The organism is Iodobacter arcticus (genome assembly GCF_042664895.1).
GTDB lineage: Bacteria > Pseudomonadota > Gammaproteobacteria > Burkholderiales > Chitinibacteraceae > Iodobacter > Iodobacter arcticus.
Genome location: NZ_JBHTBQ010000006.1, coordinates 307,227 through 319,808, shown reverse-complemented (window position 1 = coordinate 319,808; position 12,582 = coordinate 307,227). Strand labels below are relative to the sequence as shown.

Genomic DNA, 12,582 nt, shown 5'->3' with positions numbered 1-12,582 from the left:
CAAGCAAATGACAAGATGATGAGAAAGCATGCTCATTGGCGCATTCGTAGGGCGGGTGAAACCCGCCGTTTCCCCTAGCCTGTCATGCCAAAATCTGGCGGGTTTCACCCGCCCTACAAAAGATGCACCGTATGTCATAGGCTTTAGTGATGCATATAAGACTGACGATCAAACCGTAATTTCTTCCACCCGATGGCAAGCTACTAAGCGGCCTTCTACTGGGCGCAACTGTGGGACTTCTTTGCGGCAGTAATCGTTTGCAAAGGGGCAGCGGGTGTTGAAGGCACAGCCTGTTGGCGGGTTGAGCGGAGATGGCAGCTCGCCGAGTAGCTTCACTTTGGCACCACGATCTTCGGCGCGGATGGCGGGTGTGGCCGACATCAGGGCGCGGGTATAGGGGTGCAGCGGGCGATCAAACAGAACGTCTTTGCTGCCGTGCTCTACCGCGCGGCCAAAGTACATCACCATCACGTCATCAGCTACGTGTTCAACCACGGATAGGTTGTGGCTGATAAACACGTAGGCGATGCCTAGCTCGTCTTGCAGATCCATAAACAGATTCAAAATCTGCGCCTGAATCGATACATCCAGCGCCGAAGTTGGCTCATCTGCCACCACTACACTTGGGTTTAGCATCATGGCGCGCGCCACGGCGATACGCTGACGCTGGCCGCCAGAGAACATATGCGGGTAGCGATGATAATGTTCAGGGCGCAGGCCCACGCGCGTCATCATGGCGCGTACTTTTTCTTCGCGCTCAGCGGCGCTTAAAGAAGTATTGAGCAACAGCGGCTCAGCCAGCATGGTGCCGATCTGTTTACGCGGGTTTAGAGATGCATAGGGGTTCTGAAACACCATTTGCACTTTAGGGCGCAGTGCTTTTAGATCTGCAACGCTAGCGCCCACAGTATCGATACCAGCGATTTGTAGCTGGCCGCTGGTCAAGTCTTCGATCAGGGTAAGTTGACGCGCTAAAGTCGATTTACCACAGCCCGATTCGCCCACAACGGCCAGTGTTTTTTGCGCTTCTAGGCTAAAACTCACACCATTTAAGGCTTTTACCGTGGCGGATGGCTTCATAAAGCCGCGTGAAACATGATAGTGGCGAGTAATTTCGCTGGCGACTAGGATAGGGTTGTTACTCATGCTTGCGGTCTCCCAGCTTCATCCAGTGGTGTAATACAGCGCACGGTGCTTGTGCCCGTATTGATCAGTGCTGGACGACTTGTTTTACAGGACTCTTGTACATAAGGGCAGCGTGGCGACAGTAAACAGCCTACTGGCCTATCGTATTGCCCAGGTACAACGCCGGGTAAAGTCGCCAAACGATGCGCGCCCTTGCTGTGCTCAGGAATAGAGCTAAGCAGCGCTTGGGTGTAAGGGTGGCGCGGCATATCAAAGATCGCAGGCACAGGGCTGGTTTCGGCTACTTGACCGGCGTACATCACCACCACACGCTGTGCTACTTCGGCAATCACGGCCAGATCGTGGGTAATTAGGATCAGTGCCATATCGTGTTGCTTTTGCAGATTAACCAACAGCTCCATAATCTGCGCTTGCACCGTTACATCCAGCGCGGTGGTTGGCTCGTCGGCAATCAGTAAGCGTGGCTTACAGGCAATCGCCATTGCGATCATCACGCGCTGGCTCATCCCGCCGGATAATTGATGCGGATAAGCATCGAGGCGTGATTTAGCGGCGGGAATCTCTACCATTTCTAGCAGCTCAATCGCCCTTGCCTTAGCCGCAGCACCACGCAGGCCTTCATGCTGGCGCAGCGTTTCCATCAGCTGATAGCCCACGGTATAGGCAGGGTTTAGGCTGGAGAGTGCGTCTTGGAAAATCATGGCGATATCTTTGCCGATAATCTTGCGCTTCTCGCCTGCCTTCATATTCAGCAGGTCTTTGCCTTCAAAAGACAATTCATCTGCAGTAACGCGGCCAGGGGCGTCGATCAAGCCCATCAAGGCCAGCATGGTCACGCTTTTGCCCGAGCCCGATTCGCCAACAATCCCAACGATCTCGCCACGGTTAATCGAAAAATCGACGCTTTCTACCGCCCGAAATGGCTTATCAACCGAACCAAACGCTACGGAGAGGTTTTTTATATCTAATAAACTCATCGTTTTCTCTTTATTAGAATCATTACACAAGCTAGCTGCCACAAGTTCAAACAAACCCAAATCTCGAACCACGGAGAACACTGAGAACACGGAGTTTCACGGAGAAAACCAAGGGAGGTTTTCTCTGCAGTTTCGGTTTTGTCCTTCTCCGTGTTCTCAGTGTCGAAGATTTATGGTTTTTTTAAGCCAGCTTTTTCAGTTTTGGGTCTAGCGCGTCGCGCAGGCCGTCGCCCATTAGGTTGAGTGCCAATACGGTAATCAGGATGGTTACCCCCGGCATGGTCACTACCCACCATGCGCGCTCGATATAGTCGCGGGCGGAGGCGAGCATCGTGCCCCATTCAGGCAGCGGCGGCTGAGCGCCAAGGCCCAAAAAGCCTAGCGCTGCAGCATCTAGAATAGCGGCAGAAAAACCCATCGTCGCTTGCACGATCAGCGGTGCCATGCAATTAGGCAGCACGGTGTTAAACATCAAACGCAGCTGGCCCGCACCGGATAATCTGGAAGCAATCACATAGTCTTTAGATAACTCGCCCATGGCAGACGCCCGTGCCAAACGCACATAAGAGGGCAAGCTCACCACAGAAATCGCCAGAATTGTATTGAGTAAGCCCGGCCCAAGCACGGCCACAATCGCTACAGCCAATAGCAATGAAGGCAGCGCCATCATCACATCCATGGCACGCATAATCGATGTGCCGATAAAGTTGGGGTAAAACGCGGCGATCATGCCCAGCACAATGCCCGGCAACAGCGACATCAGCACCGAAATCAGACCAATCATCAAGCTTAAGCGCGCGCCGTGTAAGAGGCGGCTTAAAATATCGCGGCCTACTTCATCGGTGCCAAAAATAAACTGCATCGACCCGCCAGTTTGCCAAGCGGGTGGGCTCAGAAAAAACTCGCGGTATTGCTCGGTAGGCGAATGCGGAGCCAGCCATGGCGCACACAGGGCAGCCAATACCAAGAGCACAAAAAAGATAAAAGAAACCAAGGCCCCACGGTTGCTACTAAAGCTTTGCCAGAATTCTTTAAGTGGAGATGGATAGCTGTACAGCGGCTCAGCGGCCGCCAGTGTTGAAGCGTTTGTCATACTTACCTCGCGTGGCGAATACGTGGATTGATAACGCCATACAGCACATCAACCAGCAGGTTCACAATAATAATCAGTGTGGCGATCAGTAAAATACCGCCCTGCACCACCGGATAATCACGACGCGAAATCGAATCGATCAACCACTTACCAATGCCTGGCCAAGAGAAAATGCTCTCGGTCAGCACCGCTCCGGCCAGCATGGTCCCTACTTGCAAACCAATGACTGTAACCACCGTCATCAAAGCATTACGCAGTGCATGCACCAGTACGATGCGGGTTTTAGACAGCCCCTTGGCACGCGCAGTGCGGATATATTCTTCGCGCAATACTTCCAGCATGGACGAGCGCGTCATCCGCGCAATCACCGCCATAGGAATAGTACTGAGTACGATGGTCGGTAAAATCAGATGCATAAAGGCCGATTTAAATGCACCTTCTTCACCGGAAATCAGCGTATCAATCAGCATCAGACCGGTGACGCGGGTGATATCGAATTCCAGATCAATACGGCCAGAAACCGGTGTCCAGCCTAGCTGCACCGAAAACAGCATAATCAATTGCAAGCCTAGCCAGAACACCGGCATCGAATAGCCAGTAAGCGCAGCGCCCATTATCGTGTGGTCAATCCAACTACCACGGCGAATAGCGGCAATCATGCCAATCGCTAAGCCAAATACCGAGGCCACCAGCATGGCACAGATCGATAGCTCTAATGTGGCCGGAAACAGCGCCCAAAAGTCTTTAATCACCGGCTCATGCGAGACCAGCGACTGGCCCAGATCGCCTTGCAATACTTTCAGCAGATATTGCCAGTACTGCACATATAAAGGCTGATCTAAACCAAGCCGGATCAGGGCTTGGCGATAAAATTCAGGGTCTAGACGACGCTCGCCCACCATCACCAATACCGGGTCACCGGGGATCATATGGATCAGGGCAAACGCCAAAACGGTGATGCCTAAAAAAGTAGGAATCGTGACGCTTAAGCGGCGAAAAATAAAACTAAACATGGATATTTCCCCATACGACAATTTGTAGGGCGGGTGGAACCCGCCGAGCCTTGGCATAAAACGCAGTAAACGGCGGGTTTCACCCGCCCTACAAATACAATAATCCTGTTGCCAAAACGCTTACGCAAAAACGGCCGCCCGAATCGCAGCGGCCGCTCTTCTTACTCAAGCAGGTTTATTTCAAGCTGACGCCAACAAAAGAATTCAGACCAAACGGGCTGATCTTGTAGCCTTGAACTTCTTTACGCATCGGCTGATACACAGTCGAGTGAGCAACGGTCGTCCAAGGAAGTTCGCGCTTAAAGATTTCCTGTGCTTTTTCGTACAGCTTAGTGCGCTCGCCTTGATTGTTGATCGCACGCGCCTTAGTGATTAAGCCGTCGAAGTCTTTAGCGCACCACTTAGCGTAGTTATTGCCTTCTAAAGCGCCGCAACCTAAGTTCACACCCAGCCAGTTATCAGGATCGCCATTGTCACCTGTCCAGCCCACCAGCATGGTGTCGTGCTCGCCAGCCTTACCGCGCTTCAGGTACTCGCCCCACTCGTAAGTGGTGATCTTGCCCTTGATGCCTACTTTTTCCCAATCAGACTGAATCATTTCAGCCATTAATTTTGCATTTGGGTTGTAAGGACGCTGTACGGGCATCGCCCACAGGGTGATCTCGGTACCCTCGGCAATACCGGCTTTCTTCAGCAATGCCTTGGCTTTAGCTGGATCGTATGTTTGATCTTTCAGTTTTTTATTGTAAGACCACTGGGTAGGCGGCATTGGGTTGGTCGCTGCTTGGCCTGCACCCTGATAAACCGCTTCGATAATGGCTTTTTTGTTGATTGCCATATCCAGTGCTTGGCGCACTTCTAATTTATCCAGAGGCTTGTGTTGCACGTTGTAAGCCAAATAGCCCAAGTTGAAACCGGCTTGTGAAGGCACGGTCAGCGCAGGATTGGCTGTCATGGCTTTTAAGTCAGCAGGCTTAGGATAAACCATCACATGGCATTCACCCTTTTGCAGTTTTTGGTAACGCACAGACGCATCTGGCGTAATCGCAAAAATCAGCTTACCCAGTTTTACATCGCCTTTCTTCCAATATTGCTCATTGGCATCAAAGCGAATATTGCTGTCTTTCTGATAGCTTTTGAAAATAAACGGGCCAGTGCCAATGGGCATGGTGTTCATTTGCGAGGTCTTGCCGCTCTTCACCAAGCTATCGGCGTATTCAGCCGAATAGATCGAGGCAAAAGACATGGCGATATTTTGCAAGAATGCGGCATCTACCGTTTTGAGCTTTAAGCGAATGGTATAAGCATCCACTTTTTCGATGCCCACGATATTGGTGTCGAGCGCCATATCCGCAACGTATGGGAAATCGGATGGCGCTGCCTTATTGAATGGCAGGTTTTTATCCGTCATGCGCTGGAAAGTAAACGCCACATCGTCGGCGTTAAAATCGCGGCTTGGCTTAAAGTAAGACGTGGTATGAAACTTCACGCCTTTACGTAGATTAAAGGTGTATGTCAGACCATCTGGCGATACTTCCCATTTTTCAGCAAGGCCTGGCTCGATTTGGGTAGAGCCTTGTTTGAATTGAACCAAGCGATTGAAAACAGTTTCTGCCGATGCATCAAAATCAGTGCCTGATGTATAACGCACGGGGTCAAAACCAGCCGGGCTGCCTTCTGAGCAAAAAATCAAAGTCTTACCAGCGGCCATCGCCGTACCGGCATTCAATGCACACGCCGTAGCGAGGATAAATCCGAGCTGTTTCAATCGCATTAGTGATTCTCCTACCTTACTGAGTTAATAGAAAAAACGCATACAGAGTCTTAAAAAGTGCTGTCTATCAGTAAACCTACAAATAGGGCCAAGTCCTACTAGAGATATCCCCAACACTTTTCTACCTGGCCGCTTAGCCAGGTTCATTCTGGCGATGCTGACGGCCTTCTTCGTGCATTAAAAAACGATATAAATCATCGCTCAAGCACAAAAATATCATCCTTATTCGCGGCACCTGCACAGACCCGCAACATAAGCTCATAATTAATAATTATTTGGCATAAAACACCCGAATCGCACACTACAATGCTTTTATATCGTAGTTTGTCAGGATAGATGGAAGAATAAATAATCACAGATACAAGTAAATATACCCAAATAAAATAGCTAAACTTGGACTTGCACCCTATTTTCTTACGAAAATTACTAGTTAATATGTAAGCAATATCTCCATTTTTACAACAGACAGACAACTCACGATCCCGTCTCTAAAAAAAACGACTCCAGCTGGAGTCGTTTTTTGCATCCTTCAATTGTATTTATGCCATTTTAATCAAGTTGCTACGTCTGCGGTGCTGCAGCCCTAGGCCCAGTAAACCTAAACCCAGCAAAGCATAGGTTTCTGGCTCTGGCACAGGTGTGATTGTGGCCGCTGCATTCAGACTTTTAAAATCCAAAGCTTGGCCGGGTGTGAACTCAGCAAAAACAATGGCCCCCGATGGATCGTTGCTAAGTAAAGCATTTGCGCTTTGATCAAACAAAGAAAAAGCAAAGCTGGTGCCAGAACCGAGCGGCGCAGTGTTGCCTTCAAATTCAATATTAAACTGCAGCTTTTTGCCAAACACCACACTCTGAGTAAATTGATTTGGCAATGTATTCTCTAGCTTAAGTGTGGTTTGCAATTGCCCCACCGCGTTAAACGTATTGCCCGCATCAACCGCACCCAAGCTAGCGCCGCGATACTGGCTTACCAAGGCACGCACCCATGGCGAATCGCTCAAGCCATTCAAACCCAGAGCCACAAAGCCGCCTTGGCCTTCCAATGAAGTGGTATCGATATCAACGTGGTATATCGCTGCTGAAGCCATACTGCTGCAAGCGAGCAATAGGCTGGCTAAAGCCAGTTTAAGAGCGTGGTTCATTATTTAACTTCCTTATTCGCGAAAATTTGTACGCTGTAATTGATGGCACTGCGGGCTGGATTAGCAAATTTCAGCGGCAGAACCAAAGGCGTGCCTGCCACCACATCAGCCAATAACACACCTTCTGAGCCATTGAGCAGGCTTACACCCGCAGGCAGATCCTTAATCAGCACCCGAACCGGGCCGGTGACGCTGTTTTGAGCGGCCAGAGTGAGCGTGCCGTTAAAGGTTTTGCTTGCCATGTTGTAAACCACGCCGGATTTCTTCAGCGCAAAACGCGCGCTCACATCAAACCATTGCTTAGGCAGCGTTAATCTGGCGACTTCCGGCTCGTGATCTGAAGTTTGATCGGCAAACTCTGCATTCACGTGAACCACATCGTATTCAGCACGGGCAGCAAGCGCTGGCGACACCAGAATATGATCCAGCGCCTGGCTATTACCCTCGTAAACATAGGTATAGCGCTCGCCTTCAGGCAGATTTTCGACCAGATCAACCATGCCTACCGCTTTGAGGCGGGCGATACTGCCGGAGAATTGGAAATCATTGATATCGCCCAGCACCACCACATTGGCATTACGATCCAGAGTATTAATCTGCCCTACAAAATCAGCCACAATTTGTGCTTGGCTGTTGCGCTGCACTTCCGAGCTGCGAGTTGCAGGCTGGAAACGACCGCTTAAAGGCTGATCACCGCCTTTAGAATTAAAGTGGTTGGCAATCACAAACAGCTTCTGGCCATTAAATGAAAACTCACCTACCAGCGGCTTGCGGCTGGAATTAAAAGCAGGATCAAGCGGCAGAATACGGCCCGGGCTGGCGGTCAGGCATGCTTGCTCTGGGCACGCCACTACATCAACCGCCTTGGTAGACGTGCCACCCGCTCGATCAATAAAGCTCACACGGGCAGGATTAAATAAGAACACCTGACGAATATTGCCGCCCGGCTCGCCCCCATCCAGCCCATCTACCGGATTAATCTGGCGGTATTGATAAAGAGGGCCACCTGCGCTTTGCACCGCAGCCATCAGCTTGCCCATCGTTTGAGATGGATCAACCGTGCCATCGCTGGTTGCGCCGTTATTGTCCTGAATTTCCATCAGACCCACGATATCCGGCGATTGCAGATTTTGAACGATTTGCGTCGCTAAACGGGCAAACTTAGCTTGGCCTTCTTTGGCATCCAAGTTTTCTACATTGAACGAGGCAATCGCCAGCTCATCAGCAGTGTGCTTGCGCGTTACTTCTGGCTGCAGATTGCTACTCACTACCGCCGACAATTCGCTCAAGAGAACGTTGTAATTAGCGAAGTTGTAATCCATCACGCCTACTGCCTGCGGGAACCAATCACCCACATTCACCACCGGAGCAGTCACCGCTCCAGAAGCCAGCTTGATGCGCTCCGGGTTAAAATCTGTTTCTGTAATCACCACCCCACCTCGCGGCGTGCGCGGGCTGGCATCACGGCCGTGATTAGCCACTACAAAAACATCGCCAAATTTATTAGTCGGGCCCGTTGCTACCGCAGCATCAATCTGCACGCGCATGCCTTCCAGGCTTTCATAGAAATCGATGCCATTGGCCAAATCAAGCTGAGCCGCTTGCTCGATATCGCCCACACTGCCTTGCCACATGCGCTGATTAGGGATATTGCTGCCCAAAATAACAGCAGCAGGCAGCGCATTGCCTGATGACAATTTGCTTAGCCCACCCACGGCCAATTTAATCTGTGTGGTTGATAAGTTCTGCGTGCCACCCGTGCCGCCCGGGCGGAATTCATTCACCACACCCGAAACCAGTACCGAATCACCTGTCGCAACGCCAGGGGCGCTCCCCACAAAAACAAAGATCCCTTCCGAAGTTAAAGGGTCGTTATCTGCTTGCAGATCTTGCATATAAAAACCATTGCTGCGCACTAGCGTAACCACACCGGCCACATTACTCACGCTACGGTTTTCCATCGCAGTGCGATGTGCTCGGCCCTGAATATCATGGATACGCTGTGCGCTTGGTGTTGGTGTTGGTGTTGGTGTTGGCGTTGGCGTTGGCGTTGGCGTTGGCGTTGGCGTTGGCGTTGGCGTTGTGCCGCCGTCGCAGGTTTTAATCAGTGTTGCCGTATTACGTGGGGCAGGCGTAGTCGCGATAAAATCAGCGCTATTATCATTACTATCGGTGCAGCCCGCGTTTTTACGTACTGCCGCCGTACTATTACTTAAAACAACACTTGGGTTAGTTTCTGCATTATTGGCAGTACCAAAACCAAGGTAATCAAGCACACCGGGCTGGCCGCTACATTGGGTACCGCAGCTCAATGCTGTGTTATTAGATACCAAGGCCACTTTGCCGCTGCTACCGCTTAAGGCTAAAGTACCCACCGCATCTGGCGTAGGTAAATAAACGCTGCCGCCCGTGCCTGCGGCCTGCTGAATCAGATAATACTGACCCGCAAGCAATACGCCGCTTAAGGGCGTTTTTTGCCAGGAGCCACCCGTTGCGGAAGCATATTGCACGCTCCAGCCATTCAGCACTTCCGGCTTATCCCCGGCATTGTATAACTCGATAAAATCATTTTTAAATACCGCACCACTATTGCCGCCGCCGCCATAAACCTGACTAATCAGCACAGCAGAATGAGCTGGAGCAGCCATCCCCCAAGCCATCAGACATAGCGCCATTAATTTTTTTAATTTGCAGCTCTCAACTGTTTTCTTATTCATTGCAACCCCTGCTAATCAATATGGTTTTTTGATACCCCGATGTGGGGCTAGACCATATAGAGACAATATGAAGGCTAAGTGTCAGGAATATGACAGATTTAATACAGTAGTAAACGCTAATGATCAGCCTGCCAGCAGACAAAGTGAACGCGTAGATGGCCGCCCATTAGGGCAAACCAAGCTAGGCTGGTAGTGCAAAACCAAATGCCTCTTCAAAACGAGCGGCCAATACTTCACGGCTGATCTCGTGATTTTGCCCGCCTTTAAAGCCAATCTTGATACTGCCAAGCAGCGAAGCAAGCCGACCCGCCGCAGGCCAATCCCAACCTTGACTAATGCCATATAAAAGCCCCGCACGATAGGCATCGCCGCAGCCTGTTGGATCAAGCACTTCACTGGCAGCCACCGCAGGAATGTCGTGGCAAATGCCATCTGTATAAATCTTAGAGCCTTCACCACCCAGAGTAACAATCAGCACCCGCACCGCTTTTTTTAAGCCTTCTATGTTCAGGCCCGTGGTGTTCAACACCATTTCCAGCTCGTAATCATTCACCGTTAGATAACTTGCCAAGGAAATCATGCGTAGCAGCTCATCTTTGCTAAACATCGGCAAGCCCTGGCCCGGATCAAACACAAAGGGGATGCCCGCCGCAGCCAGTTGCTCGCAATGCTCTTGCATACCCTGCTTACCATCAGGCGAAATAATCGCCAGCCCGATAGAGGCTTTCACATCGGCCACCCGGTTTAAATGCGAAAAACTCATCGCCCCCGGGTGAAAAGCATTGATCTGGTTATCGTCCAAATCGGTCGTTAAAAAGCATTGCCCGGTAAATGTATTTGCCACTTCCTGAATGCTGTCGCGGCGAATACCCAGCGTATCAAGGCGCTCTGCATAGGGGGCAAAATCGCAACCTGCTGTTGCCATAATCTGCGGATCTCCGCCTAGCATTTTCAGGCTATAGGCGATATTGCCTGCGCAACCGCCAAATTCCCGACGCATTTCCGGCACCATAAACGACACCGAAAGCATATGAATTTTTTCTGGCAGAATATGATTCTTAAAACGATCAGGAAACACCATGATAGTGTCGTAAGCCATAGAACCGCAGATCAAAACAGACATCGTTTCATACCTCGCTTAGGGTTGGCGATCGGGAATAAATTGAAAAACGATATTTGAAATTAAGCCTATCCATTATGCGCAATGAATGAGCGACACTCACTATGGCCTGAAAACAGAAAACTGGCTAAAACAATGATTGAATACGAGCGAATACTGGGGATATTTGCAACAGAATATGACGAGTTTCTACACTTTATCAATCACAGAGGTAAGGTATTTTCATACACAAATAAAGTATATTTATTTACACTATAAAAAAGCAGCACAGTTTCACAATGCTCAATGTTGGCCAGTCGTAATGGCCCTATACTGAGGAGGGGATAGCGATGAAGAAAAAATTGATTGCCAGTGCAATGGCAGTAGCTGCCGCATTAAGCACTTCGAGTGTTTTTGCTGCAGAAAAAATAAAGCTAGAAGTTTGGACCATGAGTATGGCACCTAAATTCAGCCACTATTTTACAGAGCTCACCACCCAATTTAATCAGAAAAACCCCAATTTAGAAGCCATTTGGGTCGATATGAACTGGGATCAGATTCAGCCTAAGCTGATCGCTGCAATTGCAGCCGGCAATCCACCTGCCTTGGTTAATTTTAATGTGCCTTGGGTACACGATTTTGCCCGTCAGGGAAATATCCTGCCGCTGGATGAATATCTGGGTGCTGATAAAAACCTATATCAGGCCAATGCGCTCAATGATGTTACTTATAAAGGCAAAATCTACGCCTTCCCTTGGTATAACTCTGTTTCTGTAATTGCTTATAATAAAGAACTATTTGATAAAGCCGGGATTAAAACAGCACCCAAAAGCTTTGATGAATTACTAGCTCAAGCCAAGACTATTACTGAAAAAACAAAAATCCCTGCTTTTGCCCCTAAATTATCGGCAGAAAGCGGCGGCAGTTTTATTAACTGGTTTTACTACGCAGGCCTGCCTGTAATTGAAAATGGAAAAGCTGTTTTTAATTCACCCAAACACATCGCTTTATTGCAGAAATTTACTGATTTATACAAAGTAGGCGCAATGCCTAAAGATGTATTCAAAATGGAATTCGAGCAAGAAATTGCAGCATATAACACGCAAAGAATTGCCATGATGACCACCGCACCACAAGCACTCAAACGTACCCAAACCGATAGCAAAGCCATTTACGCCAAAACAGATATCGCCGCCTTCCCGATTGCAGAAGGCAAAATGGCTTTTGGCGGTTGGATGATGGATTACGTGATTCCAAAGGGCGCTAAGTCTCCAAGCGATGCAGCCAAGCTGGGTAAATTTATGACCAGCGATGCCGCGCAACTGGCTTTCTCTAAAGAAACCGGCACCACTTTCCCATCCACTAAGCTAGCGGCAACAGATGGCTACTTTATGTCTGGCGCGAAGAGCTCTGATCCAGTAGAAAAATCACGCGCCATCGCCGCGCTATCGATTGGCAATGCCAAAACGCTGACGCTGGAGCCTGGCGTTTTACCAGATGAAGCCACCATGCAGCGCGCTTTGCAAAACGAAATTCAAGCTGCCATTACGGGCCGCAAATCAGCAAAAGCCGCTCTAGATGCAGCGGTGAAAAACTGGAATGCGCGACTGGCAAAGTAAGC

9 protein-coding genes are annotated in these 12,582 nt (G+C 49.7%); 1 reads left to right on the top strand and 8 read right to left on the bottom strand.

Annotated elements, in window-relative coordinates:
* Positions 1–168: 168 nt before the first annotated feature.
* From ACFQNF_RS04225 to ACFQNF_RS04190, 8 genes are all read right to left on the bottom strand, one after another.
* Positions 169–1,146 (bottom strand): peptide ABC transporter ATP-binding protein, encoded by a 978-nt coding sequence (locus ACFQNF_RS04225; protein ID WP_380186338.1) that lies wholly within the window; start codon positions 1,144–1,146, stop codon positions 169–171.
* Positions 1,143–2,123 carry an oligopeptide/dipeptide ABC transporter ATP-binding protein gene (locus tag ACFQNF_RS04220; RefSeq protein ID WP_380186336.1) on the bottom strand — a complete coding sequence of 327 codons (981 nt, stop codon included), beginning with the start codon at positions 2,121–2,123 and terminating at the stop codon, positions 1,143–1,145. Before ACFQNF_RS04220 ends, ACFQNF_RS04225 begins: the two co-directional genes overlap by 4 nt.
* 181 nt (positions 2,124–2,304) lie before the next feature.
* Complete coding sequence (locus tag ACFQNF_RS04215) at positions 2,305–3,216, bottom strand: ABC transporter permease subunit (protein ID WP_380186334.1); 912 nt, start codon at positions 3,214–3,216, stop codon at positions 2,305–2,307.
* A gap of 2 nt (positions 3,217–3,218) precedes the next feature.
* Complete coding sequence (locus tag ACFQNF_RS04210) at positions 3,219–4,229, bottom strand: ABC transporter permease subunit (protein WP_380186332.1); 1,011 nt, start codon at positions 4,227–4,229, stop codon at positions 3,219–3,221.
* A gap of 175 nt (positions 4,230–4,404) precedes the next feature.
* Positions 4,405–6,003 (bottom strand): ABC transporter substrate-binding protein, encoded by a 1,599-nt coding sequence (locus tag ACFQNF_RS04205; protein WP_380186330.1) that lies wholly within the window; start codon positions 6,001–6,003, stop codon positions 4,405–4,407.
* Positions 6,004–6,542: 539 nt separating this feature from the next.
* Positions 6,543–7,145 (bottom strand): NF038129 family PEP-CTERM protein, encoded by a 603-nt coding sequence (locus tag ACFQNF_RS04200; protein WP_380186328.1) that lies wholly within the window; start codon positions 7,143–7,145, stop codon positions 6,543–6,545.
* Complete coding sequence (locus ACFQNF_RS04195; protein ID WP_380186326.1) at positions 7,145–9,862, bottom strand: endonuclease/exonuclease/phosphatase family protein; 2,718 nt, start codon at positions 9,860–9,862, stop codon at positions 7,145–7,147. Before ACFQNF_RS04195 ends, ACFQNF_RS04200 begins: the two co-directional genes overlap by 1 nt.
* A 181-nt stretch (positions 9,863–10,043) precedes the next feature.
* Entirely contained in the window at positions 10,044–10,985 is a 942-nt protein-coding gene (locus tag ACFQNF_RS04190; protein ID WP_380186324.1) for a carbohydrate kinase family protein, read from the bottom strand.
* A 326-nt stretch (positions 10,986–11,311) separates the two neighbouring features.
* On the opposite strand from ACFQNF_RS04190, the gene ACFQNF_RS04185 reads away from it, so the two are divergent.
* Positions 11,312–12,580: an ABC transporter substrate-binding protein gene (locus tag ACFQNF_RS04185; protein WP_380186322.1), complete on the top strand. Its 1,269-nt coding sequence runs from the start codon at positions 11,312–11,314 to the stop codon at positions 12,578–12,580.
* Positions 12,581–12,582 lie beyond the last annotated feature (2 nt).